General features: G+C 68.3%; 20 protein-coding genes and 1 pseudogene. 8 read left to right on the top strand and 13 right to left on the bottom strand.

Annotation, left to right across the window (positions count from 1 at the left end):
* Positions 1 to 122: 122 nt before the first annotated feature.
* Positions 123 to 1367, bottom strand: a complete 1245-nt coding sequence (locus tag QLQ12_RS40060; protein WP_282766227.1) for a PQQ-dependent sugar dehydrogenase — start codon at positions 1365 to 1367, stop codon at positions 123 to 125.
* Between the two features lie 72 nt (positions 1368 to 1439).
* Positions 1440 to 1583, bottom strand: a complete 144-nt coding sequence (locus QLQ12_RS40055) for a hypothetical protein (protein ID WP_282766225.1) — start codon at positions 1581 to 1583, stop codon at positions 1440 to 1442.
* A gap of 434 nt (positions 1584 to 2017) precedes the next feature.
* On the opposite strand from QLQ12_RS40055, the gene QLQ12_RS40050 reads away from it, so the two are divergent.
* Together QLQ12_RS40050 and QLQ12_RS40045 are read left to right on the top strand one after the other, a co-directional pair.
* The gene (locus QLQ12_RS40050) at positions 2018 to 3421 is read left to right on the top strand and encodes a serine/threonine-protein kinase (RefSeq protein ID WP_282766222.1); all 1404 of its coding nucleotides are present in this window, start codon (positions 2018 to 2020) and stop codon (positions 3419 to 3421) included.
* Positions 3422 to 3665: 244 nt separating this feature from the next.
* A complete protein-coding gene (locus QLQ12_RS40045; protein ID WP_282766220.1) occupies positions 3666 to 7958 on the top strand; it encodes an FtsK/SpoIIIE domain-containing protein in 4293 nt (1430 codons plus the stop codon).
* Between the two features lie 778 nt (positions 7959 to 8736).
* Here QLQ12_RS40045 and QLQ12_RS40040 read toward each other — a convergent pair.
* The 3 genes from QLQ12_RS40040 to QLQ12_RS40030 are packed head-to-tail and all read right to left on the bottom strand — an operon-like array spanning position 8737 to position 14881.
* Positions 8737 to 9228, bottom strand: a complete 492-nt coding sequence (locus tag QLQ12_RS40040; protein ID WP_282766219.1) for a hypothetical protein — start codon at positions 9226 to 9228, stop codon at positions 8737 to 8739.
* Between the two features lie 20 nt (positions 9229 to 9248).
* Positions 9249 to 14426, bottom strand: a complete 5178-nt coding sequence (locus QLQ12_RS40035) for a DUF6531 domain-containing protein (RefSeq protein WP_282766218.1) — start codon at positions 14424 to 14426, stop codon at positions 9249 to 9251.
* A 5-nt stretch (positions 14427 to 14431) separates the two neighbouring features.
* A complete protein-coding gene (locus QLQ12_RS40030; protein WP_282766217.1) occupies positions 14432 to 14881 on the bottom strand; it encodes a hypothetical protein in 450 nt (149 codons plus the stop codon).
* Positions 14882 to 15014: 133 nt separating this feature from the next.
* Here QLQ12_RS40030 and QLQ12_RS40025 point away from each other — a divergent pair, with 133 nt between their 5' ends.
* The 3 genes from QLQ12_RS40025 to QLQ12_RS40015 all read left to right on the top strand — a co-directional run bounded on the left by QLQ12_RS40025 (position 15015) and on the right by QLQ12_RS40015 (position 17516).
* Positions 15015 to 15299, top strand: a complete 285-nt coding sequence (locus tag QLQ12_RS40025) for a pyrophosphorylase (RefSeq protein WP_282766215.1) — start codon at positions 15015 to 15017, stop codon at positions 15297 to 15299.
* A gap of 96 nt (positions 15300 to 15395) precedes the next feature.
* On the top strand, positions 15396 to 16928 hold the full coding sequence (locus tag QLQ12_RS40020; protein WP_282766214.1) for a protein kinase domain-containing protein: 1533 nt from the start codon (positions 15396 to 15398) through the stop codon (positions 16926 to 16928).
* Between the two features lie 27 nt (positions 16929 to 16955).
* Positions 16956 to 17516 (top strand): DUF6529 family protein, encoded by a 561-nt coding sequence (locus tag QLQ12_RS40015; RefSeq protein WP_282766212.1) that lies wholly within the window; start codon positions 16956 to 16958, stop codon positions 17514 to 17516.
* Between the two features lie 377 nt (positions 17517 to 17893).
* Here the strand turns inward: QLQ12_RS40015 and QLQ12_RS40010 are convergent, their stop codons facing one another.
* The 7 genes and pseudogenes from QLQ12_RS40010 to QLQ12_RS39975 all read right to left on the bottom strand — a co-directional run bounded on the left by QLQ12_RS40010 (position 17894) and on the right by QLQ12_RS39975 (position 22638).
* Positions 17894 to 19360 (bottom strand): ATPase domain-containing protein, encoded by a 1467-nt coding sequence (locus QLQ12_RS40010; RefSeq protein WP_282766211.1) that lies wholly within the window; start codon positions 19358 to 19360, stop codon positions 17894 to 17896.
* Positions 19357 to 19725, bottom strand: a complete 369-nt coding sequence (locus QLQ12_RS40005) for a response regulator (protein ID WP_282766210.1) — start codon at positions 19723 to 19725, stop codon at positions 19357 to 19359. The genes QLQ12_RS40010 and QLQ12_RS40005 overlap by 4 nt, the downstream gene beginning before the upstream one ends.
* Before the next feature lie 174 nt (positions 19726 to 19899).
* On the bottom strand, positions 19900 to 20559 hold the full coding sequence (locus QLQ12_RS40000) for a nitroreductase (protein WP_282766270.1): 660 nt from the start codon (positions 20557 to 20559) through the stop codon (positions 19900 to 19902).
* Between the two features lie 495 nt (positions 20560 to 21054).
* The gene (locus QLQ12_RS39990) at positions 21055 to 21225 is read right to left on the bottom strand and encodes a hypothetical protein (protein WP_282766272.1); all 171 of its coding nucleotides are present in this window, start codon (positions 21223 to 21225) and stop codon (positions 21055 to 21057) included.
* A 189-nt stretch (positions 21226 to 21414) separates the two neighbouring features.
* A complete protein-coding gene (locus QLQ12_RS39985) occupies positions 21415 to 21537 on the bottom strand; it encodes a hypothetical protein (RefSeq protein ID WP_282766271.1) in 123 nt (40 codons plus the stop codon).
* Positions 21538 to 21558: 21 nt separating this feature from the next.
* Positions 21559 to 21779, bottom strand: a pseudogene (locus QLQ12_RS39980) (transposase); the annotation flags it as partial.
* A 223-nt stretch (positions 21780 to 22002) separates the two neighbouring features.
* A complete protein-coding gene (locus QLQ12_RS39975; protein ID WP_282766209.1) occupies positions 22003 to 22638 on the bottom strand; it encodes a CGNR zinc finger domain-containing protein in 636 nt (211 codons plus the stop codon).
* Between the two features lie 128 nt (positions 22639 to 22766).
* On the opposite strand from QLQ12_RS39975, the gene QLQ12_RS39970 reads away from it, so the two are divergent.
* Positions 22767 to 23348, top strand: a complete 582-nt coding sequence (locus tag QLQ12_RS39970) for a GNAT family N-acetyltransferase (RefSeq protein ID WP_282766208.1) — start codon at positions 22767 to 22769, stop codon at positions 23346 to 23348.
* 75 nt (positions 23349 to 23423) lie between these two features.
* Positions 23424 to 23975 carry a GNAT family N-acetyltransferase gene (locus QLQ12_RS39965; RefSeq protein WP_282766207.1) on the top strand — a complete coding sequence of 184 codons (552 nt, stop codon included), beginning with the start codon at positions 23424 to 23426 and terminating at the stop codon, positions 23973 to 23975.
* A gap of 435 nt (positions 23976 to 24410) precedes the next feature.
* On the opposite strand, the gene QLQ12_RS39960 is transcribed toward QLQ12_RS39965, so the two are convergent.
* A complete protein-coding gene (locus QLQ12_RS39960) occupies positions 24411 to 26414 on the bottom strand; it encodes a S8 family serine peptidase (protein WP_282766206.1) in 2004 nt (667 codons plus the stop codon).
* Between the two features lie 248 nt (positions 26415 to 26662).
* Between QLQ12_RS39960 and QLQ12_RS39955 the strand changes: the two genes are divergently transcribed.
* Positions 26663 to 26785, top strand: coding sequence for a hypothetical protein (locus tag QLQ12_RS39955; protein WP_282766204.1), 123 nt, complete (start codon positions 26663 to 26665; stop codon positions 26783 to 26785).

The following is a 26785-nucleotide window of genomic DNA, read 5'->3' as shown; positions in this document are numbered from 1 at the left end:
GACCCTTCACGACGGGCGTCCGGAGGAGAAGACTTCAGAAGTCATGCACCACGCGCGATGACTTCACTCCTGAGGGTTTCGCTATGGATACCGGAGGAAACGCGGAGGTTTGCCCCCCGGGTTCAGCGAGTCGTCGCCCCGCCGCCAGAGACTGGCCGGACTCGCTCAAACCGCACCCGGCTCAGCCATCCCGGGAAGTCGCTGAGCACGTACAACTCGCCGTGCACGTCGGTACCGATCGCGGTCGGCTGGGTGGGGAAGTTGCCGATCGTGGCCGTCTCGTAGCCGCCGTCGCGCTTGGGCCGCACGGCGAACACACGAGGCGCGCAGTAGTCGCTCGCGACGTAGGTTCCCCACGCCTCGGGGGTCCGGGACCCTCGGTACACCACGCCGCCGATCACCGAGCAGCTCTCCGTGAGGAAGTGTTCGTACTCGAAGACCGGGTCGACGTACCGCACGCCGGGCCGGCATTGCTCCGGGTCGAAGACCGGGGTGCCCTCCTTGCAGGACCAGCCGAGGTTGGCCCCGCCCTGCCAGGGACGGATGTGGTTGATCTCTTCGATCAGGCCCTGGCCGACGTCACCGACCCACAGCGAGTTGTCGACCGGGTCGACGGAGAACCGCCACGGATTACGCAGCCCGTAGAGCCAGATCTCCGGCCGCGCGCCCGGCGTCCGGACGAACGGGTTGGTGGAGGGTACGCAGTAGGGCTTCGCCCCGCAGGTCCGGTTGACGTCGATCCGCACGATCTTGCCGAGCAGGGTGCCGAGGTCCTGACCGGCCTTGAACGGGTCGTTCGCGTGGCCGCCGTCGCCGGTGGACCAGTAGAGGTAGCCGTCGCGGCCGAACGCTACCTGTCCGCCGTTGTGGTTGCCGTACTCGGCGTGCTCCTGGGTGAGCAGCACCTGCAGCCGTTGCGGGGCGCCGATGGGCAGTCGCGCCAGGGTCAGCGCGCCGGCCGGCAGGCTCGTGTAGGCCACGTAGAGGATCCCGGTCCGTGCGAAGTTCGGCGCGGGCGTGATACCGAGCAGGCCGCGCTCGTTGTCCGACGTGTCGACGCGGGCGGAGAGATCGAGTACCGGCTCGAGCGCCAGGCCGGTGTCGGGGTGGTAGGCGCGGATAGTGCCGTTCTTCTCCGCGATCAGCATCCGGCCGTCCGGCAGCCCGGTGATCGCGATCGGACGCCGCAGACCGGAAGCCACCTGTTCGGACACCACGGTCAGCTCAGTGAGTGGCACCGGACGGCTGTGGGACATGCCAGCCGCGGCGGTGGCGGCCACCGACACCGAGGTCAACGGCAGCGCGGACAGGGCCAGAACGAGCAGGCCGGCCAGCATGGTGGCCGTGCAACGACGCCGTTGCGACATGGTCGGCTCCTTGAGCAGAGTGGCGGACGCAATACGGGAGCGCTCCCACGCTACATCGAACTTTGACAATATTTAAGCCGTCGTCTTGCTGAGTTCCGATTCGCTACCCTTGGTCACCACGCCCTCAGAAAGGGTCAGCGACTCCACGAGCGGGAGCAGCGCCAACCCGGTGACCGCTATCACCGTGCGCGTATCCGAAGTGTTGATCTCGAACACGTCAACCCCGACCGCAGAATCTCGCGCTGCGACTGATGCCCCAACATCAGCACGAGCGCCTGGTGCACCGGATCGTCCGGGTGGATCGGCCCGCCCGCCTCCGGCAGCCTGCCTGCGGGCTTCGGGCCGGTGGACGGCGGGTCAGCACGCCCCGCACAGCGGACCGCCGTGCGGGGCTAGAAGCATCTCACTGGCATCCCGATTAGGGGCCTCGGATGGCTACGGCCCGCCCGAGGAAAATCCACCCCACCGTGCTTGACGCCATCGTCGTGTGCGATCTGACAATCTGCGCGGCCAATCGCCGGTAGCGTCAGACACGTTGCCCGTATCGGCCCATTCGTAGGGTACTGGCGATGCGGCGTACTCGTGTTGCTGCGCCAGCGACGTGCCACGGGGCCAACTCCTGACCAGCCGAGCGCCGTGGGAGGCGGGCAATGGCCGGCGAAGAAGCCCTCGGCCAGGACTACGTGTTGCACGAGATCATCGGGCAGGGCGCCAGCGGCGTGGTACGGCGAGCGACCCATCGCGACGGCGGATCACCACTGGCAGCGAAGGTCTTCTGCCCCGAGCTGGCCGCCGACCGGCGGATCCGCACCCGGTTCCTGGAAGAGGAGGCCGTGCTGCGCACCCTGCGGCACGACGCGATCGTCGCGGTGCACGATCTGATCCTCGACCGCGGCCGGCTTGCGCTGTTGATGGAGTACGTCGACGGACCCGACCTGCGCCGGTACCTGGCTGATCAAGGCGGCACGCTGCCACCGGTGGACGCTTGCGCCATCACCGCGGACCTGGCCGCCGGGCTGGCGGCGGCCCACGCCCAGGGAATCGTGCACATGGATCTGAAGCCGGAGAACATCCTCGTTGATCCGCACACGCAGCCACCCTCGGTGAAGATCAGCGACTTCGGTGTGGCCGTCTGGTTGGTGGACGCGGGCTGGACTTCGACCTCCATCGGCGGCACCGCCGGATACCTGGCGCCGGACATCCGCGACGGCGGCCCGGTGACCGCCGCGGCGGACATGTTCGCCCTCGGCGTATGCCTCGTCGAGATGCTCACCGGTACCCGCCCTGAAGGCACCGAGGCGCCCTGCGTCGCCGACGTGCCGGATCCACTACGGGCCCTCGTACGCCGATTCCTGGCCGGCGACCCGCGGGACCGACCGACCGCCCGTGCCGCCGGCCCCCTGCTTCGCGAAGCCCTGCCCGCTCTGGCGGATTTGCGGGCTCTGCCGCCCGTTTCGTCGTCGCGTTGGGCTGCGGAGACCGTGCTGCGCCGTCGTTCACCGGAAACCAGCAGACCCGAGGAAGCGTCCGGTTTCCGCACCAAGCACCGGCGCATGACGATATGGGCGGCCGCCGCAAGCGGCGTGCTCCTGCTGGCTGCCGGTGCGATGGCCAGATTACTGGCGACACGAGTCGACCGGCCGCTCAAGGAGGGACCGCCGGCCGCCTCGGCGCCGGCCAGTCCGCTCGTACCGTCGACGCCTGCGCCGACGCCGATCGCCACTCCCGGCGTACGGCTCGGAACGCCGCTGCCGTCGACCGCCTCACCGCCAGTGGTTGCCGCGTATCAGGGCTGCCCGGCCGGTTACGTGTGCCTCTATCCCCGGGACGCCGGCTGGAACGACGGACGTCCGTCGCACATGTGGTACCGGTACGGCGCCTACGATGTCGAGGAGGAAGGCGTCCACTGGTTCTTGAACAACCAAACCGGTGGGGCCGTCGCTCGTAACTGCCGCAGTTCCCATGGCACTGACTGCCGTGGCGCTCAGTTGGCCGCTACCTGGTGGATGTACAACTACGACGGATACAAATCAGTTCTTCTCGAGCCATCCTGATCCTTGGCACGGCACAGGCGTGCCGTCCGGTATCGCGGAGTCGCGGCGCAGAGCATGCCGTTGTCACTACGGTGGCCCTAGAGGCTACGGCGCCGTTGCGGCAGCGAGCGACGCAGCGACGCAGCCATGGGACAGACGATGTCCTCAGGTTTCCCCGACGGGACGCGGCGACACCGCCGGTAAGGACCGCTGCGGCTTTGTGACACGGGTGACATGCGAGGCGAGTCGCCCGGTGAGGTGACTCATGCAGATCGTTTTCCGGGCCGACGACGGTGACCACGAGCTCGACGTGGAGCTGCGCAATCCCGATGCGACGCTCGGCGATCTTGTCCGAGCGGTGCGGGGAACACCCGTGCCGCCGTCGGTCGCCGTTGATGATCGGGTGGTGCCTTCCTCCTGCTTGGTGGTCGAGTCCGGGTTGCATGAGGGCGGCATCCTGACAGCGCCACCGGACGAACCGTCCGGCCCGGCGGCGGCGAACGAGGCGGGGTTCGAACTCGTTGCCGTCGCTGGTACGGAAGCCGGACGAGTGTTCCCTCTGGTGGCCGGACGGTCGTCGCTGGGCCGTGACCGGGCCGGCACGATCGTGCTGGACCATCCGACCGTCTCCCGGCACCACTGCGAGATCGAGCTCGCCGAGTCGGGCACCGGCACGATCGTCGACCCGGGATCCGGCAACGGAACACTCGTCGACGGGACCTACTTGCGACCGGTGGAAGCCGCCGAGGTCAGCCCAGGGTGCGTGATCCAAGCCGGTGCGCTGGGCTTCACCATCCGCCCGGTCGCCGCCACCGACCGGCCGCGTGGCCTGGACCTCAGGCGCCCGCCGGGCCTGGGGGGCACGGTCTCGTTCAACCGGCCTCCACGACCGGCCAGAGCGCCGATACCCGGGCCGATCGAAGTGCCGACCGAACCGGGTGAGCCGGCGAAGCCCCACTTCAGCGTCGTGTCGTTCGTCGGCCCGCTGTGCCTGGCCGTGCTCCTGATGAGGGTCAGTGCCGGGAAACTCGCGCTCGCCCTGGTAGCCGTACTGAGTCCGTTCCTCGTCGTCGGCATCTACCTGGAGTCGCGTCGGCGAAGCCAGCAGGGCGCCAAGCGGGACCGCCGTCGCTACGAAACCGAAGTCGGCGAGTTCGAGCGCCGCGTCGGCGAGACCGGGGTGGCCGAGCGTTCCCGGCTGAGGGAGCTGTGTCCCGACCCTGGTGAGATTCTCCGCCGTGCCGCTCTGCCGAGCGTGCGACTGTGGGAGCGACGAACGCAGCACGAGGACTTCCTGCGGCTTTTCGCCGGCCTGGCCGACCTGCCATGGCAGCCACCGGTCACGAACAGCGCCGCCAAACTTCCGCCGGAAACGGCAACGGCGCTGGAATCCAGCCGGCTGCGGGCCGCGCCGGTCTGTGTCGATCTGTCCCATGGCGGTGTCGTCGGCGTCGTCGGTGATCGCGCTGCCGCGCTGGCCACCGCGCGAAGCCTGGTCTGCCAGGCGGCCGTCCATCAGGGGCCCGCCGACCTGACGATCGGTGTCTTCGTCGACCCGGGCCGGGAACCGGACTGGGAGTGGTGCAAATGGCTGCCGCACACCCGCGGCACCAGCGGCGGTGACAGGTGGTTGTCCGCCCAGCGTGACACCAGCGACACGCTTCTCCGCGCGCTCGCCGGCGGCGCCGGGACAGGAACCGTGCTGGTCGTCCTCGACTCTGACGTTCTCACCGAAGGCAAGAACGCGCCCGCCCGGGATCTGCTGAGCGCCGCCGACGACCGAGGACACCACGCCTCGGCCGCGGCCACGGTGCCGGTCGCGGGGATCGTGGTCTCCTCCTCCGCGGACCGTCTGCCGGCCGCCTGCAACACCATCATCGAGGTCCTGAATTCAGACGGCGACGCTATCGTCCGCCGACCCGAGGAGGGCGCCGAGATCGGCGACGTCCTCCTCGCCGGTCTTGCGGTGCCGACCGCCCGCACCTGCGCGCGCAACCTCGCCCGGTTCGAAGACCCCGAACTGCACCAGCCCGGCGCCGGACTACCCGACAGCGTACGGTTGCTGCCGCTGCTGGAGATGGAACGAATCGATGCCGAGTCGATCCGCAAACAATGGCGGCTCACCGGGCCCACCGCCGGACCGGTGGCGCCACTGGGCGTCACCGAACGCGGCGTCTTCAACCTCGATCTCGTCCGTGACGGGCCGCACGGTCTCGTCGGTGGCACCACCGGCTCGGGCAAGAGCGAACTGCTGCGCAGTCTGGTCGCCGCGCTGGCCGTACGCATCGATCCGACGCACCTGACGTTCATCCTCATGGACTTCAAGGGCGGCGCCGCGTTCGACGAATGCGCGCGACTGCCGCACACCGTCGGCATGGTCACCGACCTCGACGAGCAACTGGCCGAACGGGCATTGCAGTCCCTGGAAGCCGAGGTCCAGTATCGGGAGCGGACGCTGCGCGCCGCCGGAGCGGACAATCTGCAGGAGTACCTCGCGCTTCATCTCCCGGAGCCTCTCCCCCGGCTGGTCGTCGTGATCGACGAGTTCGCGACGCTGGCGAAGGAGAACCCGGAGTTCCTCTCCTCGCTCGTCAGCGTCGCCCAGCGAGGTCGCACGCTCGGCGTACACATGATCCTGGCGACGCAGCGACCGGCAGGCGCGATCAACGACAACATCCGGACGAACACCAACCTGCGTATCGCCCTGCGCGTGCAGGACGCTGCCGACTCCGTCGACGTCATCGACAGGCCCGACGCGGCGGCACTGAGCCGGCACCTGCCCGGACGGGCCTACATCCGGCTCGGCCCCGGCGAGATCGTGCCCATCCAGACCGCCCTGGTCACCTGCGTGACCGACGAGAACGCCGACACAGCCGTCGACGTCGCGCCCTTCGTGTTCGGGCCGGCACTCCGCCCGAAGATCGAGGAGGCGGGCAGCGCGGTGGACCCGGCCGGCAACCCGGAGCCGCAAAGGTCGGACCTGGCGCGTCTCGTGGACGCCGCCATCGCGGCCAACCGGGCCGAGAACATCCCGCCGCCCCGGCGTCCGTGGCCGGAGCCGCTGCCGGCGCACATCGACGTCGCCGACCTGGTAGCCGCTGCCGTTCCAACACCGGGTGCGGCACGGGCCGTCGTAGCGCTCGCCGACGATCCCCGCCGGCAGACCCAATACCCCGCGGGCTGGGACCCTGTGGAGGGCAACCTGCTGATCTTCGGCATCCCCGGCAGCGGTACGACGACGGCCCTCGCCGACCTGGCGCTCAGCCTCGCCACCGTGCTCTCCCCGGAGGAACTGGAGGTGTACGCGCTCGACTTCGGAGCCGGCGACCTCAAGGCGTTGGAAGGACTGCCCCACACCGGATCGGTGATCCTCGCCGATGACCGCGAGCGGCAGGTACGGCTGGTCCGGCACCTGCGCGCTGAGCTCGACCGCCGGCGCGGCGGAGCACCACGCCGACGGACCCTCGTCCTGATCGACAATCTCTCCGCCATGCGCGCCGAGTTCGACGACACCGAAGGGCTGGAACTGATCGACGAGGTGACCCGCGTGTACGCCGACGGGACGGACATGGGCATCTCGTTCGCGGTGACGGCGGACCGGCTCAACACCGCCCCCAACGCCTGGATGTCGGTCACGACCCACAAGTGGTTGTTCCGGCTGCCCGACCCCTACGACTACGTGTCCGCCGGCCTGACCCGCAAGAACGTTCCGCAGCCGATACCGGGGCGGGCCGTCATGGTGCCGAGCGGGCTGCAGATCCAGTTCGGGCGGCCCACACCGTCGCTGATGGCAGCGGTCGCCGCCGTCGCCGCGCGGTACCCGCAAGCGACCCGCCTGGCGAGCCCGATCGGCATGCTGCCGGCCGAGGTGTCGTTCGCGTCGCTCGGTGCGATCAGCGACCTGACCAGTGAACCGTGGCGCATCCCGATCGGGATGCGCCAGTCCGACCTGGGGGTCGCCCACCTGGAACTGTACGAGGGTGATCACGCTCTGGTGACCGGGCCGGCGCGGTCCGGGAAGAGTCTCGCCTTGTGGACCATCGCCGCATCGCTGCGCACCGGGCAACAGGGCGGCGAACTGCATCTGGTCGCTACCGGCGGGCGCCGGTGCCCACTGCGGGAGTGCCCTGCATTGGACCGCTTCGCGACGGCCGGCGGTGAGGCTACGGCAGTGTTCGCGTCCATCCGAACCGTCACCGGCCCCGTAGTAGTGTTGATCGATGACGCCGAGAGCTTCGACGACGCGGACAGCGCGATCGCGGGCCTGTTCTCCTCTGGCCGCCCCGACCTGCATGTGATCGCCGCGGGACGCTCCGACTCGCTGAGGACGCTGTACGGGCACTGGACCTCGACCGTCCGGCGCTCCAAAACAGGACTCCTGCTACGGCCGAACGTCGACCTGGACGGCGACCTACTCGGCGTAACCCTTCCCCGTCGCACCCCAGTCCGAATGACCATCGGACGCGGCTACGCTGCGAACAACGGTGAACTCGACATGATCCAGGTCGCAGCGCCGCTTATCGGGTACCGACCACCGATTAGGCTAGAAGACCACTGAACAATCCCGGTTTCCTCCAGGAGGCAGGACAGAGGTGACGGGGAAGGTTTCTCAAGTGGCCGTCTGGCCGCCGTAGGTCACCGCGTTTGAGGACTGCGAGGATGCCTTCCCATCGTTGGAGCGATCTATGGCGGGTTGTGCGGTCAGGGAGGCGCTGGTCTGGGTGAGCCTCAGGCGAGGGCCCAGCCGGTGGGCTGCCAGGCGACGCCGCGGTTGAGCAGGCGGCGCGGGTTGAGGTCGGCGATGCAGGTGCGTGTAGCCACCAGGCGTTCGCGGTGGTGCCGCGGTATCGCAGTTCCAACAGCGGGCTTTTGCTCCGATCAGCCGGCCAATGGAGCGTTCGACCATCGGCCGGTAGTAGCCGGCACCGAAGATGCCGGTGCGTTTGCCGTCAACCGGCGGGTTACCCGGTCGGGCAGATCACGGTTCCGGCCAATTCATCAACGGTGAGCTCGTCGATCGTGTATCCACCGGGCGCGGCCGAGCGCAGGGGCAGGGTGCAGGTTTAATGATCGCCGTTCGCCCGGCCTCGGCCAGGGTGGCGCGGGCCTCACCGGTCTTGTAAGCGGTGTTTCCAGAATCTGGCACCTGCCGAGGCGATGATCATGTCGTTGACCAGCCAAAAGCGTCGCGGGCGTTCTGGTCGTCCCAGTCATGGGCATGACACCGCGCGGCGATGACCTTGGCACGCCCGGAACCTCCCGGCCGACCCGGAGCATTGCTGCGATCAGCTGGGCGAGTCCAGTAGAGCAGGCCTGTCAGACGCTGGCCGAAAAGATCACCCAGAGCGAAGCTCACGCTGGGGAACACGAGAATGCTGCTGCACCCGGCCCCGAGGAACGGGACCGGGACCGGGACGCCAGTCTTCCGCAAGTTCCGCGCGCAGAGTCCCCGATACTTCGATCGATTCGCCCAAGCGTGGAAGCGCAAAGGCCATCGTGCTGGGAATGTCCAGATCGACCCGCAATTGCGGGTCGGTAGCTAGGAGCACTTCCTCGCCTACTGAGGCGACAACTTCACCTGTCGCGCGGTACTGGACTCCTTCTAGCTGCACCAACTCCGCCGCATCTTTCGCCAACGACTTGCCGATAGATCCGCTCCGTTCAAGCCACAAATCAATGCGAACCACGTCGCCGATGCTGATCTGCCGCCATAACTCCCCGCTATTCATTACCACATGGCACGTAAGTAACGTGTTCGCAACCTCACCCTCCAACTGCCCTTCGTACTCATTAAATTCCGCCCACGGCTCAATCTTGCTTACCCTCATATCGTACATAATATGAAGAGTCATGAGAGTTTGGTGAATTTCTTGAAGTCCCCATTTTGGAATGTAGATATCCGACCCTTGTACTTCAGGACAGAAATGCCTTTCTGTCCAGCCGACCAAGGCGGAGATGATCCATCCTTTGCAACGAAGTACGCCGTCTTTTCACCTAGCACTCGAACCCCCTCCGGCGGCACGTTGGCCACAAGGCCATCCAGCGCGGTCGTGACTTCTGTTATTACATTCGGATCATTCACGTCGAAGGGCCCGCGTCCAGTGTACTCTTCGAGCTTCGCGAGGCGGTTGGTCTTGCCAGGCCCACCAGATCCGCTAGCGTAATCAATGATGTGTGTGACACCCTGGTTTTTACCGGACGCATCCACATTCCATCTGTCCAGCGCCCTTAATACATTGACCTGCTGCGCTGGCGTAAGTTTCGCGATGTACTTCGCGCCAAGCCCTGTGGTCTCCAATTTCCTAACCACCGCGCTTGCCGCCTTGGCCGCCGCGCCGGCCCCCTTGGCCGCCTTGGCCGCCGCGCCGGCCCCCTTGGTGCCCAGGACCGCCTCGACGACGCCGAACACCACTTGGCCGGATGCCCGAGCGGGGTCTTCCTTCCAGGTATCCCACGCCAGCAGCGATTTGCCGGTGTCCACCAGGGTCCTGCCGAGTTCGCCACGCTTGAGCCCGGGAAGGTCAGTGAACTCGTTTACAGCCGTCGTCAACGGGTTGAGCGCAAGTGCGAGTTTGCCCAAACCGATCCACGACGTACTGAACGTCTCCCAGTCCGTGAAGTTCACCATGCCATACAGGCTCTTGACGGTTCCCCAGGCGCCGTCGACCCAGACGCCCTTCAAGTAGCTCGTCACCAGCCTGTTCACGGTGGAGAGTGCCCCAGGAGCCCTCCCGGCTATGTCATCCCGCTCTGCCTGAGATACGGGTCGACCCCCGAGATGGCGATCCTGCGTGACCACTGCGAACAAGTCCGCAACGTCGTGGGCACGTTGCGTGAATCCGTCGAGCGACTCCCCGGCAATCTTCCGGCCGTTATCGCTGAGCAGTAGGCCTGAGGAGCCAAAGACGCCCACGGCGACGGTGTCCCAATTGTCTTGTAGCCAGTTGGGTGCCTCGCGTTCCCAGAGGTTGTGTCCCATCTGGTCGCGGTGCTTGCGGAGTTCGGCGTCGCTGACGGGCCGCAGGCCGAGGGGGTCGACAAGGTTGATGGGGTTGTTGCCGGCGTAGTGGTAAGGGTTGGCAGCCCAGGAGGTACCGGGCACGGGCGGACGTGGGTCCGGCTGCAGGAACGAACGGGTCGCAGGGTCGTAGACCCGGTTGCGGAGCCAAATCAGCCCGCCGAATTCGACCTCACCCCGGTAGCCCAATCGCGGCGCCGCGGTGGCGACAGTGCCCGATGGAGTCGGGGCGGCCGCGCCCCAGGGATCGCGCGCCTCGCCGATCGTGCCCTGCCAGTCGGGCGCCAGCCAAGTAATCTCCTCGGCGCCGGCCAACCCCCAGGGTGAGCCGTTGCCGATCACTGCTTTCCCGCCCATCCAGCACAACGGCGTGAGCGGATCCGCGGTGTCCCACAGCAGCGGTGTCCCGTTGACCTCAGCCAGTTCGCCGAGAGCGTCGACAACGGCTTCAGGCGCGAATTCGTCGGCGTCGTCAGAGCCCACGCTGTCGTCGCTGTCCGAGCTGGCTTCGGTCTCCGACACCCGTCGGCCTGAACCGTCGTACTCATACGTAGTCACGACGGACGCCTGTCGCCGGGAGATCAGCTGCCCGGCGACATCGTGTCGGTACTCAACGGTCCCGGCCGGAGAAGCCTCGTGCACGAGCCGACCGTTGGAGTCGTAGGTGAAGGCGAACGCGCCGGCGGGGATGGCGGCGGATGTCATCAGGCCGGCAGCGTCGTACGAAAAGAGTTGAACATCGCCATCTATGGCCCCGGAGGCGACGCGCCCCAGCGCGTCGCGCGTCAGCTCCGTCACCCGCCGCTTGCCGCCGGTCTCGACTTCGTAGCCCGTGAGCTCGCCATTGTCGTAGCGCCAGCGGGCACGCATGCCGTCGCCCGTGGCCCCCACCAGTCGCCCCGACAGGTCACGCTCCAGCTCGACGGTGCCCAGCGCGGGGTGGTGTAGGCCGGTGACGAGACCGGCCGGGTCGTAGGTGTACGTGGTCTCGGTACCGTCCGGGTAGCCAATCTCGGAGCGGTCCCCATCCTCGTTGTAGCGCCACCGCATGGCGAGCCCATCGCGGTGCCGCTCGACCAGCCGCCCAGCAGGGTCCCAGCACAGTCGGTGGCGGAAGGACCCGGGCTCGTCGATCACGACGGCCCGGCCGAGCGCGTCGCGCTCGATCGTGACCGGCGGCCGGCCCACCGGGCCGAACGCGCTGACCCGGCCGGCGGTGTCATAGGAGCACCGCATCCGGTTGCCGGCTCCGTCGACGTGCTCGGTCAGCCGCCCTGCGGCGTCGTAGGTCAGGGTAGCGGTCCGGCCAAGGGCGTCGGTCTCGGCGACGATCCGGCCGGCCTCGTCGTAGCGGCGGGTGACCGTGCCGCCCATGGGGTCGACGATCTCGATCGGCCAACCGCGTTCGTTGTAGGAGTAGCGGGTGGTACCGCCGTTCGCGTCGATCGCTTCGACGAGCCGTCCCGCAGGGTCATAGCTGAATCGGCGGAGGCCCGCGACCCGATCGGTGATCGACACCACGCGGCCCGCGGCGTCGTACCCGTAGCGGGTCGTCCCTTGACCCGTGGTCGTCGACTCCACTAGCCGGCCTGCGGCGTCATAGCTGAAACGTTCGACATCTCCCCCGGGTGAGACCCGCTCGGTGAGCCCGCCGTCGGCGTCATACCGGTGCTCCCAGCGCCGACCCGCACCGTTGATCCGGGCGGCTAGACGGCCGCATCGGTCATACTCGTACTCCACCACCCGGCCCGACGGCGACGCGACGCGACGGATTCGTCCGGCGAGGGTGTACTCGGTGCGGGTGATCGCTCCGGTAGGGTCTTCCACCGTGGTCGGCCGGCTGCATCGGTCATAGCTGGTGCGTGTCTGGCTACCGTCCGCACGGCGGTGAGCAAGGACGCGGCCCAGCGGATCAAGGTCAAAGGTGCTGGAGAAAGCCCCATCACTGACGGCAACAACCCGACCGGCCAGGTCCAAGGTGGTTGTGTGGCGCGTGCCGACCGGGTCGATGCTGTCGGTCAGGTTGCCGTTGACGTCGTACTCGCGCAGCCACATCGCACCGGCCGGGTCCGCAAGACTGGTCAGACGGGACAGCTCGTCGTAACCCAACTCCCACTTCGCGCCGTCCGGGGCGACCATCCCGATCAGGTTGCCGAAGGTGTCGTAGCGGCTGCTGGTGGCGTGACCGAGCGCGTCGACGAAGGCGGCCGAGTTGCCGTGCTCGCCGTAGTGGATCTCCTCCCGGGCGCCGGTCGGGTCTGTCACGCTCGTCATCCGCCCGCCTGGGGTGTGTCCGTAACGCCAGACCGCGCCGATCGGGTCGCGTCGTTCGAGCGGTTTTCCTTGTGCCTCATAGGCGAAGGTGGTGCGCCAGCCGGAGGGGGTGATGGTGGCGGTTATCCGTCCGGCGGGGTCGCGGTCGAAACGGGCGGTCTGCCCGTCGGCGTCGGTGGCGGCGACGACATTGCCGTCTCGGTCGAACGCGAATCGAAGCTCGACGCTGTCTGGGTCGCTGATTCGCTTGATCAGGCCACCGGCGACGGTCAGCTCCGTGACTCCGCCCTCTGCGTCGACGATTTCCGACGGGGTGCGCTCCTCGCCCTCGTAGCGGTACCGCGTGACCGCGTCGGTGGATGCGGCGACCTCCACGACCCGGTCCGCGTCGTCGTAGGAGAAGGTGAACTCGGCGCCGGTGGGCAGCACCCTCCGGACCAGGCGGGCCCGGCCGTCCCACTCCTGCACCGTCACCGCACCGTTGCGTTCGGTCACCGCGACGGGGTTGCCCCAGTCGTCGTAGTTCATGGTGAACCGCTCGCCGTGGCCGTCGATGACGGCGAGCAGCCGGCCGACCCGGTCATGGATGTAGGTGTTTGTGGGGCCTCCGACGTCGTCACTGGTGACGGTGACCCCACCCGGCAGGTAAGCGAAAAGCGTGCGCCGACCGAACCGGGACCGTTGCTCGATCACCCGGCCGACGGCGTCGTAGGTGTTGACCGCCTCGGCCACGCCGTCGGCGTCGGTCACCGAGACCAGGCGGCCGTTGTCGTCGACGTCGTAGCACCTCGTACCCGTCGCGCCTTCGACCTCCACCAGGTGTCCAGCCGGGTCGTAGCGGTAGGAGACGCGGCGGCCGTCCGAGCACGCCAGCGAGGTGATACGCGCACCGTCCCAGGCCACACTGAGGCGCTTGCCGGCCGCGTGCGTGAGTTCGACGAGCTGCCCGTCGTCGTCGTGCCGCAACCAGATCGCCGTGCCGGGCCCACGGTCGGCGCGCACCGGCAGCCCGGCGGCGTCGAACTCCCATCGTCCCCCGCCGAACCACTGCAGCACCCACCCGGACGGCAGCGCCTCCACCAGTGCGTTGACCCCGAGCACCCGGCCGTAACCCGCCCCCATCCGGGGAAACACGGCCCGCTGACCGTCCGGTCCTTCGTACTCCATGCCGTCGGGGCGGGGACGCAACCTCGCCGTCGCCCACGACGACCAGCCGGGACCGAACGGACCCGCACGGTCCGAGCGGCTGTTGTACGTACGGGTGAACCGCATTCCCTCCACCAGGCCGGTGAACGACAGGTCGTCCTCCACCTGGATGAAGTTGCCGCTGGCGGTGTTGACCGGGTCATTGGTGTAGCCAGTGGTCGGAGGCATGCCGTAGGCCACCGGATCGTCGAAGGTGACCGACGCCCGGCCGCCGCTCAGTCCGGCGCCCCGCAGGCTCGCCTTGATCGCCGCATCCGGCAGCCGGGACATGTTCCCGCTGCCTCCGGCGGCCTGGAACGCCGCCGCGATCTGCACCACCCATTGCGCGTCGACCTCGTTGAGGTCGAGGTAACGATCGAGCCCCCGCAGCAACGAGTCGGCATCGAAGTGTCCCCAGCTCGTTCCTGCGAGGAACTCGCGGTAGACCGCGATGAGCTTCGTGTGGTGCCCGCGCAGGGCCTCATCGGAGGCGCGACTCTTCGCGGCGAAGGCGTTCAGGTCATCGGGGCGAGCCGAGCTGATGGGCATGTCGACTACTCCCGGCCTCCGGCGACCGGCGCCGGCGCGGTGAAGTGGGGCTGCTTACCCGGGGGAGGGGCGGGCGGTTTGTCGCCCTCGCCCGTGAACAGCTCCTCGACCTTCTCGAGGAATCCTTCATTCTTCTCCCGCGCCGCCCACTCACGAGCCCGTTTCCGATTGTTCTGCTCCTCGCGAGCCAGCCCCGCCAGCTCATCCACCTGATTTGCGGCTGCCCGCATCGCCTCGGCCAGGCGCTGTGTGTCGCTCGTGCAGGTGCGCAGACGTCTGGTGAATTGCTCCGCGTACACGCCCCGCCATTCCCGTTTCGCCTCTCCGGCGATCGTGTTGCGCTGCGAAACCTGTCCCTCGAGGATCGCCGCGGTAGCCTGGAACTCCGCCGCGAGACGCTCTGCGGCAGCCCAGGCAAAGCGAACATCGTCCTCGATCGCTTCCATTTCGGCCATCACCCCTCCCGAGCCGGCCGGAGCCCTCACAGAGTGCTCGCGCGGCTTACCGATTCGTAAGTCCGACTGACACGGACCAGGGGGGCCAGTACGGTGAATTTGCGCTGAATACGTATAGGGAGGGAGAACGGAAATGGCAACCCGTGTACTTTCTACTGAACAGGCCAAAACCGCCATCAGTCAAATGCAGGCTATCATCAGCGGCGGACTGGCCGAGCAGATCACGAAGCTTGACGGTCAAGGTCAGACTCTTTCTGACTCGAACGTCTGGGATGGGCCCCTCGCGGAGCAGTTTCGCGGCCAGATATGGCCGGATACGAAGAAGGCTTTGGACCGGGCGCAAGAAGAACTCGGGCAGTTACGGGAACAGCTGAACAAAATTTCGCAGAACATCATGGCGGCTGGTGGTGGTGGCTGACGGCGGCATCCCCGTGCGGTTGAACCTGACCTTCCAGTACGGAGACAGCAGCCGTGGTCAGCAACAGGCTCGGTGCCGAGCGTGAGGGAGGCGTCCGTGGCGCAGGAGGAGACTCTTGGCCGGGACTACGTGCTCCACGAGGAGATAGGCCGCGGGGCGATCGGGATCGTCCGCCGCGCCACCCGCATCGACGGCGGTCCGCCGCTCGTCGCCAAGCTGCTTCGTCCCGATCTCGCCGACAACCGCGCGCTGCGCAACAGCTTCCTTCAGGAGGAGGCGGTCCTGCGTGGCCTGCAGCACGAGTTCATCGTCGAGTTGCGTGAAGTCGTCTTCGAACGCGGTCGGCTCGCGCTGCTTCTCGAGTTCGTCGACGGACCCAATTTGCGGCGTCACCTGGCCGAACAGGGCGGCACGCTGCCTGCTGCCGACGCCTGCGCCATCGCCAGTCAGGTCGCCACCGCACTGGCCGCCGCGCACGCCCAGGGCGTCGTTCATCTGGATCTGAAACCGGAGAACGTCCTCGTCGAACGAAACAGCCGGCCACCCAGGATCAAGATCACCGACTTTGGCGTGGGAGCGCTCGTGCTCGAGGCCGGGCACCGCGGCACCATAGGCGGCACCCCGGGATACGTAGCGCCGGAGCTGCGTGCCGGGGGATCCCCCACAGCAGCCGCCGACGTCTTCTCGCTCGGAGTGGTCGTAACGGAAATGATCACCGGCGCCCGCCCGGAAGGCGCCGACGGCGCCGATGGGCTTCCCGATCAACTTCGTACCCTCGTCGTGCAATGCCTGGCCGAAGATCCGCGAGATCGGCCGACGGCCCGCACCCTGGCCGCACGGCTGCGCGCCGCCACTGCGCCGCTGACGGGAAGCCCTGCGCATGCCGCCACGGCACCGGCGAGCCCGGGCGAGCCGACCAGAATCCGCCCATCCGCCGCGGGCGCCCGTCAGCCGGCCCCACGCGCGGATGCGCCGGCACGCGAAAGAGGCCGCGGGCCATTGATCACTCTGACAGCCGGCCTGGCCACCGCGCTTGTCCTGCTCGGCCTCAGCATGAACGCCACCGGGAACGATCCGGCACGGCGTGCGGAGACGGCGGCCGCACCGCCGCCGGTGGTGAACTCACCGACGGCCCTGGCGACGACGGCCACTCCGGGGCCGGAGCGCGCAGCCTATGCGGGACGGGTGAACGGGAACGACGCTGCCATCTCGATCGCGGTCCGCGGGGACAGGGCCATCTCGTACCTGTGCGACGGCACCCGGCTGGAGGAGTGGCTGCGGGGCACGGCCTCCGGCGGGCGGCTGGACCTCACCGGACGAAACGATTCACGGCTGCAGGCGACCTACGACGACGACGCGACCGTCGGAAGCGTCAGTGTGAGCGGGCGGCGGTTGACATTCGACATCGCTCAGGCGAAGCCGCCGTCGGGGCTGTACCGCGCCACCGCGAAGATCCGCAACGCGCGGATCGTCGGTGGGTGGATCCTCCTGCGCGACGGCAGCCAGGTGGGCATCGTGACCAATAACGGTGTCCCCGCACCGGCTCCCCGCCTCGACCCCTCCACCGGCACAGCCACCGTCGACGGCATGCTGGTCACCGCCGAACCGATCGAAGGCGGCGAATCCTGACCCCCGTCTTCGGACAGGAGAGAGTGAATGACCGCACCACCGCACGCCCGCTCGTCGCCGAGCCTTTCCGACGCCGCGAAACTCCTGATCCCGGTGGCGATCGGCAGCGCCGTCGCTGTGACGCTCGGCGTGTACGCAAGCCTGCACCGCCCCACCGGTGTCGCCGTGACCATGCTCGGCGTTTCCAGCCCACTGGCCGTCAAGGCCTGGCTCGCCTCGGCATCGGCCTTGCTCGGCGCGTTCCAACTGGCAACGGCATCGGCCATGTATGGCCAGCTTCCACGCGTGACCGCGCCCCCGTGGACCGGCACCGCACACCGCTGGTCAGGGCGGATCGCGTTTCTCCTGTCCATACCCGTCGCGGTTCACTGCCTCTACGCGTTGGGCCTGCAGAGCTCCTCTCCCCGGGTGCTGCTGCATTCCCTGCTGGGCTGCCTCTTCTACGGTGCCTTCACCGTCAAGATGCTCTTTCTGACCAAGCAGGGGCTCACCGGCTGGGCGTTGCCCACGGCCGGGGGGATCGTCTTCGCCGCCCTGACAGCGCTCTGGCTCACCTCATCACTGTGGTTCTTCACCGCCGCGCCGTGAAGGGCCGACCGGGCTCGCGGCAAGGACTCAGGTCAATTCGCGTCCTGGCGCCCTCGCTACCCCCACACATCGGGCACCGAATGGTAGAGACCTTGGTACGAAACCGGTTGGGATAACCCATCCGGCCCCCGAAGCCATCGGGACGAAGCTGAGATGAATCAGCAGGTGAGGGGTGCGAGCGAGGCCGGGCGGGACCCCGAGACGATCGGCTTGTTTCGACATGGACGACGCGAGGTTCGCCGTCTGGCCCACAGTCGCCGCAGTCGAACGCGATCATGTCGTGGCCTGCGGAAGGGCAGTCAGGGAAGTACACACCGATCGAGATAGTCCCTTCGGCATCCACTGCGTCGGTGGATCGAGGCGGGGTGCGGTAGGGGTCAGCCCACGGTTCTGGTGTCGTCGTGGCTGGGTGTGGTCGGGCAGTCGCGTAGGACGCTCCAGCCGAGCATTCCGGTGAGCTGTTCGATTCTGTTTCCGACGGTGACGCCGTTGTCGGTGATGTGGCAGGAGTGCATGCCGTTGTCGTGGCGGCTGTTACGCATCTTCAGGACGTTGAGAGCCCGGTCGATCTGTGTGCAGTGTTCGATGTAGCGAATTTGGACCACATTGTGGAACAGGTACATGAGTCCGACCAGGGGGTCTTCCATGGGTCCGAATGTTCTGGTCTCGCTGGTGACCCAGAGGCAAGCGCTGGCGGTGCGGACGATGCCGACGAGGCTGCGCAGGTAGGCGGGGAACCGTTCGGCTTCCCGGGCGGCGTGTGCCATCTCGGCCAGGCTGTCGATGACGACCCGGGCGGTCGTGCCGTCGGCGAGGCCATGGCGGATCACGGAGGCCAGAACGTCCAGGTCGAGGTTGCCCATCGGTACGTGGGAGATCACCAACTGGCCGCTGCTGCGGGCGGCCTCGAAGTCCCAGCCGAAGGTGTCTGCCATGTCGACCAGTTGGTCCCCGGGGTCCTGGAAGCTGATGTAGAGGCAACGCTCGCCTCGGGCCAGGCCCTCGGCGACGAAGTTGAGACAGCTGATGGTCTTACCAGCGCCGGAGGGACCGAGCACGAGGGTGGCAGCAGCGTGCGGTATCCCTCCACCCATCAAGGCGTCCAGACCGAGAATCCCGGAAGGGACTCGTTTCCCCTTCGGCGCTACCGTTTCGGGCAGGAACGACTCGACCCGGGGATACACCTGGAACCCGCCGGCGGTGATCTGTACGGTGTGCGTCCCGTTCAGATGGGTGGCGGCACGCATCTTGACCACGCGCAGGCCGCGCCGGTCGTTCGGTTCGCGGGACTGGTGCGTCAGCTGCACGATGCCGTCGGCCAGGGCGAACTCCACGCCGGTCTGCATGTCCTCGGGGGTATACTCACCGAGCAGGAGCAGTACCGCTCCGCTGTGGGCGACGCGGCTGGTCAGGTCGTAGAGCGCCATCCGCACGGCGTGATCGCTGACGAAGTCCCGCAACATCTTGGTGCTGTCGATCACCACCAGCACCGGCTGATCGTCGAGGGCCTTGCGGACCACTTCGTCGATCAGCGGTCCCAGGTCGGCCTTGCCGGTGTCGCGCAGCATGTCGCCCAGGTGCACGTACTCGATCTTCGACCCCAGAGCCGCGGCATCGAAAAACGGAAATCCGCTCAGGTGTTCGATGAGTTTGTCATGCGGCTCCGACAGGGTCGTATAACAGACGGCCTTGTGCTCAGCGGTGGCGTTGGCGAAACAGATCTGCTGGGCCAGGATCGTCTTCCCCGCCCCGGGAGGCCCGGTCAGGACCACCACCGAGCCCGGTTCCAGGCCGCCGCCGAGGATCAGGTCGAGGTCCGCCAGCCCGGTCGACAACCGCTTCACTGCGCGTCACGTCCTTCCCGGAGCAGACCTTCGGCAAGCTCAAGCAACTCGGCGTGCCGGCACGGCTTGGCCAGCACGGCGTCGGCGTCCGCCGCCAAGTGTGAGTCGCCGCTGACCACCAGGACCGGAATCGCGGTGGTCACGGGGTCGGCCCGCAGCGCTCGGATGAGTTCGACGCCGCTCATCACCGGCATCATCATGTCGGTCACCACCAGATCCGGCGGCGACTCGCGCACCGAGGCGAGAGCCGCCGCACCGTCACCTGCTTCGGCAACCTCGTGACCGGCCCGCGCAAACACCCGCCGCAGTATGAACCGTAAATCCGGCTCGTCATCGACCACCAGAATCCTGCCCACCGAACCCATCCGTTCACCAGAGCAGCCTCAGGCCCCCGACCATCGTCAGGATACTGGAATAAATAGCAATCGTAGGTAGATCATGCTATAGCGGATAAGCCAGATGATTGACATACACGGTTTCGGTGGTGAAGCGTTTCGGCTGGTCGCGGGCGGTTCGTCGCGGCCCGAGCGCATAGCCGGTCACATTCCGATGAAGCTCACTGTTTCTGTCATATCCGCCCGCCCGGTCCGCAGCCGTGGCACGCCTTCCTTCTCGAATCCCACCGCGACACCGCAGAACAGCGAGAGCCCGTCGCCGGGCCCGACTATCCGGCTGACAGTCTCGCGAAACATCGTCCACATCACCTGCGGACAGCTGTGCAGCCCTTCCGCTCTCAACAACAGCATGACCGTCTGCAGGTACATCCCCGCGTCCCCCCACTGCCCGGGCCCCATGGTCCGGTCGAGGTAGCAGAACAGTACAACCGGCGCCCCGAACGCGTCCGTGTTCAAGGCGGCGATCTTCATGGGCCGGGCGGGGTCGTCCCGCTCGATCCCGAGCGCCGCGTAGCGCTGCGCAGCCGCGGCGACAGCACGGTCCCGATACGGCGAGACCAGATCGGCCGGGTACATCGGATATTCCCGCTCGTCACCCGGGTCCCCGGCCCGCGCCCTGGCCGTCGCACGCCGCTTCAGCTCGGCCAAGGGCTCACCGGCCACGACATACACATGCCACGGCTGAAGATTCCCGCTCGACGGAGCCCGCGCCGCTGCCGTCAGCACTCGTTCGAGCACCTCCTTGGACACCGGCTCATCGCTGAACGCCCGCACAGCGCGGCGACTGTCCACAGCTTCGTACACGTCCAACGCCGTCTTGTCCTCTCAGTTGAGCCGCCGCCGACGCCCCCGGTCGCCAACAGGCTGGTGACGGCCCCCGGCCCCGGCATCCTCGAAGATCAGCCATACCAGATCACCGGGAACATTCTCTGCGGCCCGACTTGGACGCCGCTGAGGGACTCTCAGCGTGGGCTCAGGTACGCCGCCCTGCCGGTCCTCGCCTGCAAGGTGTGCCGCTGACGACGCCGGGCCACAGGTGCGGCGGTCAGGCCGCGGCCGCGATGGCGCCGCCGGCGGTGGCGACGCCCCACGCTGCCCTTGCCGGCCTCCGGGACCGGACCGGTTGGTAGCGGGGTCAGCCCGCCCGCCTTTTGACCCGGAGACCTACCGCCTGCGTCATGCCGTGGAATGCGGCACCAACCAGCTCAAACAACACCGAGCCTTGGTCACCCGGTACGACTCGCCGTCCGCTACGAAGCCACCCTCACCATCGCCGCTATCAACCAATGGCTGCGAGCACTACGCACACGGCCTAGGCGCCGAAGAACGTGTCTGGTCGGCGCCGATCGGCTGGACGTAGACCTCGCCGAAGCCTGCGTCGACGTACTGCTGCACCGACTGGGCGTGCTGGTCGAGGTCGAGCCCGACCGGCAGCGGCGAGTGCCGCTGGACCGTCCGCAACTGCGTCAATCGCGCACGCGCCGGCCCATCCGACCTGCGCACCCTCACAGCGCTCGTCCGCCGCGACGAGTTCCACGCGACAGTCCGCGACCACGCCGGCGGGCAGGACTTGGCCGGCGTTCCGGCCCAACGGTTCCCCGTCGACCGCACCGTCCGCTACTACATCGCCCGGCCCACCGGCAGCTGATCCGGGCCCGGCTAGAGCGTGTTTCGTAGTGCTCGCAGCCATTGGTCGGTAGCGGCGATGGTCAGGGTGGCTTCGTAGCGGACGGCGAGTTTGATGCCGCACTTCCACAGCGTGCCGCAGCCGGTAGGCCTCAAGGGCGAAGGCTGGTGGGCGTCCCGGTTGGCCTTGGACGTGTACGCATTGTCGGCCAGCACGACGTCCGGCCGGGCTCGTGGCCGACCGCCGCCGGCTCGGGGACACGCACCTTCGCGAGTACGGGGATGAATTGCGGGCTGTCGCCGCGTTGTCCGGCGGTCACCACCGCGGCCATCAGTTCGCGGCCTTGTTCGCAGGCCAGATGGGTTTTGGTGGTCCATCCGCCTCTCGGCCGGCCGAGCCCGTGATCTGCCGGCTCTGCCTGCACACCGCAAGGTGACTCTTTACGCGCCGTGCCGTCACGGCGGGGCCCCGCGGCCCGGGCACGCCACCGCCGATGACGGTGTCCGCGCGTGGATCAGAATCAGTTCACCTTGGTCAACGACTTTCCCGATCACACCGTGCTGAACACGGCATTGACATCGCTCACGGGCGGCCGCGGGGTCCGCGTCCGCGGGCGCGCGTCACTGCGCTGCCGTTCTGACCGTGCGGGCGCGGTAGTACCGGGCCTGGCGAAGGTTGTGGCCGCAGGACTCGTGGCAGTACCGCCGCGCGCGGTGACGCCGGACGAAGAGCATCGGGCAGCCGGGCCGGGCGCAGATGCGGACGTTGCCGATGTCTTCGCCGCCGAGGAACAGGATGCACCGGCTGGCGGTCGCGGCGACGAGGACGTCAGGGAGAGGACCTTCGTGGGAGAGCGTCCAGCCGGGCCCTTCGCTGCCGGCGCTGGCCTCCAGGATGAGGTGGGCGCGGGCGCGACGCGCCGATGCGTGCAGCGTCTGCACCGCCGTCGCGGTCTCGGGCCCGTACGGCGGGCGGGCCGGGCCGCGAACCGCGGCGGCGTGTTCGAGCAGCGCGCGGACGGCGTCTCGGACGCTGCGCAGGTCACGGGCCAGCTCGGCCGAGACCTCCCGCGGGAGCGTAAGCCCGGCCGCTGGCTGCGCGAGGGAGAACCAGGAACGGACTGCCGGCGGCGTCGCCAGAAAGTCCAGGTGCTCGTGCGGGCTGCGGTACAGAGAGTTGGCGAACTCGACGGCGAACTCTTCGCCGAGCAGCGGGAGTTCCTCCTTCGCGGCCGGCTGGGCTACTGGACCGCTCACGGGCTCCTCCGTCACGTCATAGTCCTGGCCAGCAGAGGCTTGCCGCCGCTATGCTGACGTCATATTGAACCATTTACCGTCAGCGAGATGGTTCCCGGATACGCCGAAGTCAACCCTTGGGAGAGGACGTGCAGGACACCGCGGGCGCGAGCGCACCGGAGTCGTCCGGCCCGTCGTCGACCCCGGTCCTGTCGGGCGGGCTGTCACGGCTCGTCCCGGTGGGCCAGGAGCACACGGCGGATCTGTGCCGGATAAGGGCACTCCCTGAGGTCCTGCGCTACTGGCGGAAACCGGACCCCGCATCCGGGTGGCCGCTGGACGATCCGGACGTCGTCCGGTTCGCCGTCGTCGTCGACGAGCAGGTCGTCGGCCTGATCCAGTACTCCCAGGAGGACCATCCGGACTACCGCCACGCGAGCCTGGACATCTTCCTGGACCCCGCGGTCCACGGGCGAGGCGTGGGGCGAGACGCGGTCGCGACGCTCGCCGCGCATCTCGTCGACGACCACGGGCACCATCGCCTGGTGATCGATCCGGCCACGGACAACCACGCGGCGATCCGCTGCTACACCGCGGTCGGCTTCCGTCCGGTCGGCGTCATGCGCCGCTACGAGCGCGACGCCGCGGGCAACGGCTGGCACGGCGGCCTACTCATGGACCTGCTCGCCGAGGATCTCCAGCGTGGCCCCGTGGTCGCGGGGCCTGGCTGACGCCTGCCCCCGCACGGCCAGCACCACCCACAGACCCACCCGCCGCGCGGCCCGTCCTTCGGCGGCGGCCGACCGATGGAGAACGACATCGACACGCCTCGCACCGCCCACACGGCAGACCTCACCGAGCAGGAACTCCTGGCGGTCCGCCGGCTCCTCGACGGCGCGTTCCCTGCCGACGAGGCGTACACCGAGCACGATCACGAGCACGCGCTCGGAGGCGTCCACGCGATGCTCTGGGAGGGCAATGAACTCGTCGCGCACGGCTCCGTCGTCATGCGACGGCTGCTGCTCGAAGGCCGGGCGCTGCGGACCGGGTACGTCGAGGCCGTGGCGGTACGGGCCGACCGGCGGCGACGCGGCCACGGCCACGCGATCATGGCGGCCTTGGAACGCGTCATCACGGGCGCGTACGACATCGGAGCCCTGAGCGCGAGTGGGATGGCCGGCGACTTCTACGCCTCCCGAGGCTGGCTGATGTGGCCGGGGACGGTATCCGTACTGACGCCCCGCGGCATCGAGCGCGCCGAGGACGAAGAGGGCGGCATCTACGTTCTGCCTGCCGGCGTGCAGCCCACCATCGGCGGCGACCTCGCGTGCGACTGGCGCGACGGAGAGCCTTGGTGACCCTCCACACCGCCAGCGCCTTCGTGCCACGCCGGCCTGCCACCACGTCGACGCTCGACCAGGTCAGAGAAGCCATCCGGAGGAGAAGCCACCGACCGACATCACCCCGGCCAGGCCCTCGAAGGGCCATCCCGGCCAACAATGATCGACTCTGCCGGGCCCAGTTTCACCCGCAGGGCCGCAACGGTCCGCTCCGGACAGCCAACCGGGTTGCAGCCATCCGCGAATCTCACCCAGCGTGACATCCATGAGCGTCGGCCGGCTTGGAAGGACCCTTTCCGAACCTTCGGCCGCAGCCGATATCCCCGGATCGGACACATCATCAGCCCTGACGCACCGTGACAATGAAGCCGTCGCCGACGGAGATCCGCATGACACGGGTGTCGATCATCTTGTTCGTCTCGGTGAGTTCGGTGTGTGCTACGTACTGGGCGATCAGAGCCGGACGGTGCGGCTGGTCGCTGCGCCGATGGTGTCGGTAGCCGTGACCACGACGCGGTACGTCTTCCTGGCGGTCAGCCTGCTGACCGTAGCGCTTGCGGCGGCGCGGTAGGTCTTGACCGTTACCCACGTCTTGCCGGAGAGACGCTGGATCCGGACGGTCTGTCCGGCCGCGCCGGTGATTTGCACTCGGATCGCTGTCTTGCTGTGGCGAGTGGCGTTCACCGCGGCGCTGGCTGTGAACGTCGACGCGGCGGAGGTCACGGCGGTGGTGGTCGTGGTGGCGGGCACCTTGAGGTAGACGGCGTAGCGGCCTTTGACCGGGTAGGGGTCGCTGATCACCGTTCCGCTGGAGGAGGTGGTTCGGGTTTTGCAGCCGGCCGGGTCGCAGACGTGGACGGCTTTGCGGGCCCAGGCCTTGCCGTGGGCCTTCACGGTGAAGGTCACGCGGACCTTGGTGCCGTAGCCGACCGTCTGTGCTTTCACGTTTGCTGTGATCACTGGCTTCACCAGCGCCGGCGTGGGCGCGGTGGGGACCGGCGAGGGCGGTGCGGGCGGCGCGAGGGTGGGAGACGTGCTGGGCGGCGGGGACGGTGTCTGGGCGGGAGTGGTCGGGGCGGGCGTCGGTGTCGCGGTGGTGGAGGGCGGCGCCGCCGGAGGCGTCGACGTCGCAGGCACGGTGGTGGGGCTCGGTGACGGTGCCGCCGTGGTGGGCAGCGGGCTGCTCGATGCCGGGACGGTCTCCCGCGGAGCGCCCGGGACGACCGTCCCGGTCGACGGGGACCGCGTCGGGCCGGTGGTGGCCGGGAGGATGGCGGCCAGTGCGGCGGCGGCGTCGACCCGGCCGTAGCCGTAGTCGCTGTCCTTGCCCGCGGTTCCCAGGTCGACCGCGGAAGTCTGCATCGCCTGCTGGACCTGGCCCGGGGTCAGCGCCGGGCGATGGCCCTTGAGGAGCGCGGCGAGCGCCGCGACGTGCGGGGCCGCCATCGAGGTGCCGCTCATGGACACGTACGCGTTGCCCGTGGCGGTCGGGTACGTGCTGATGATGTCGCTGCCCGGGGCCGTGACGTCGATGTAGTCGCCCCGGTTGGAGAAGCTGCTGTACTCGTCACCGGAGGTGCTCGAGGCGACCGCGATGACGCCTTCGTCGGCGGCCGGGTACGAGGTCGGGCTGCCGTCCGCACGGCTGTTACCGGCGGCGGCGACCACGACGACACCCTTGCTGCGGGCGTACGAGATCGCGTTGCTGACCGCGGCGCTGGGCTGGGCGCCGCCCAAGGACATGTTGATCACGTGGGCGCCGTGATCGGCGGCGTAGACGATGCCGGTCGCGGTGTCGGACATGTAGCCGGCGCCGTGGGCGTCGAGCGCCCTGATCGGCAGGATCTTCGCGTGCGGGGCCACCGCGGTGACGCCCGCACCGTTGCCGGTCACCGCGGCGATGATGCCGGCCACATGGGTGCCGTGCCCGTTCGGATCGGTGCTGACACCTTCCACATCTGCGACGAGGTCGATGCCGGGCAGAATTTGGCCGGCCAGGTCCGGATGGGCGGCGTCGACACCACTATCGATCACCGCGACCGTGATACCGGTGCCGGTGGAGGCCTGCCACGCTGGTGGCACGTTCATGGTGGTCAGCGACCACTGCCGGCTGCGGAAGACGTCGGTTCCGGCCGGCACGCCGAGAGCGGACACCGGCGCGTCGAGTTCGACACCGATCGCCCCCTGGGCCTGCTGGCCGGCGGTGACCGCTGCGATGGCGCCGGCTCGGTCGGTGGCCTGCCGGACGGTGACCACGGGGCGGCCGGCAGCGTCTCGGGCGGTGCTGAGGACTCGCGCCGGCTGTTCGGCGGAGACGATCTGCGGCACCAGTCGTTGCGGGTCCTCGGTGAGCCCGTACGTGACGGGCTGCCAGCTGGTGGTGCCGGACGGCAGAGCGAACGCGGCAACGGCAGCCAGCACACCCGTCGCCAGGGCACCGACGGCGTAGCGGCGCATGTGAACCCTCACTTTCGCTGTGTCTTCCGGTCGTTGGACTTCCTTGTCGGCCGGCCAGCACGATCGGCAAGAAGATCACGTGTTGCAGATGGGTTGCTGTGCGGCCGGTGGGGACAGCCGCGTGCCGATCTCGCTGCTGACCTACTCCGCGGATGCAGTGACCTGATCGCGATGGCGGACGTGACGGCCGCGCGAATTGTCCGTTCGATCGGGCTGGGAACTCGTCGTCGCGGTCACCGCATCGGCGATTGGCCGAACGGGACCGGATCCTCGCACCAGACTCCGACGACTTCGTCAGCAAGCCCTACGACCTACACCAACTCGTCGGTCTCGTCATCAGCCACCTGACCGCCCGGACGCGGACGGCGTGA

The organism is Actinoplanes sandaracinus (genome assembly GCF_030009775.1).
GTDB lineage: Bacteria > Actinomycetota > Actinomycetes > Mycobacteriales > Micromonosporaceae > Actinoplanes > Actinoplanes sandaracinus.
Note: the sequence above shows the minus strand (reverse complement) of the source record. Positions and strands in the feature narration are given on the sequence as shown.

Excerpts from the sequence above, each read along its gene's own strand:
- QLQ12_RS40060 (WP_282766227.1), bottom strand. The coding sequence starts at position 1,367 with ATGTCGCAACGGCGTCGTTGCACGGCCACCATGCTGGCCGGCCTGCTC.
- QLQ12_RS40050 (WP_282766222.1), top strand. The coding sequence starts at position 2,018 with ATGGCCGGCGAAGAAGCCCTCGGCCAGGACTACGTGTTGCACGAGATC.
- QLQ12_RS40045 (WP_282766220.1), top strand. The coding sequence starts at position 3,666 with ATGCAGATCGTTTTCCGGGCCGACGACGGTGACCACGAGCTCGACGTG.
- QLQ12_RS40040 (WP_282766219.1), bottom strand. The coding sequence starts at position 9,228 with ATGAGGGTAAGCAAGATTGAGCCGTGGGCGGAATTTAATGAGTACGAA.
- QLQ12_RS40035 (WP_282766218.1), bottom strand. The coding sequence starts at position 14,426 with ATGCCCATCAGCTCGGCTCGCCCCGATGACCTGAACGCCTTCGCCGCG.
- QLQ12_RS40030 (WP_282766217.1), bottom strand. The coding sequence starts at position 14,881 with ATGGCCGAAATGGAAGCGATCGAGGACGATGTTCGCTTTGCCTGGGCT.
- QLQ12_RS40025 (WP_282766215.1), top strand. The coding sequence starts at position 15,015 with ATGGCAACCCGTGTACTTTCTACTGAACAGGCCAAAACCGCCATCAGT.
- QLQ12_RS40015 (WP_282766212.1), top strand. The coding sequence starts at position 16,956 with ATGACCGCACCACCGCACGCCCGCTCGTCGCCGAGCCTTTCCGACGCC.
- QLQ12_RS40005 (WP_282766210.1), bottom strand. The coding sequence starts at position 19,725 with ATGGGTTCGGTGGGCAGGATTCTGGTGGTCGATGACGAGCCGGATTTA.
- QLQ12_RS39965 (WP_282766207.1), top strand. The coding sequence starts at position 23,424 with ATGGAGAACGACATCGACACGCCTCGCACCGCCCACACGGCAGACCTC.
- QLQ12_RS39960 (WP_282766206.1), bottom strand. The coding sequence starts at position 26,414 with ATGCGCCGCTACGCCGTCGGTGCCCTGGCGACGGGTGTGCTGGCTGCC.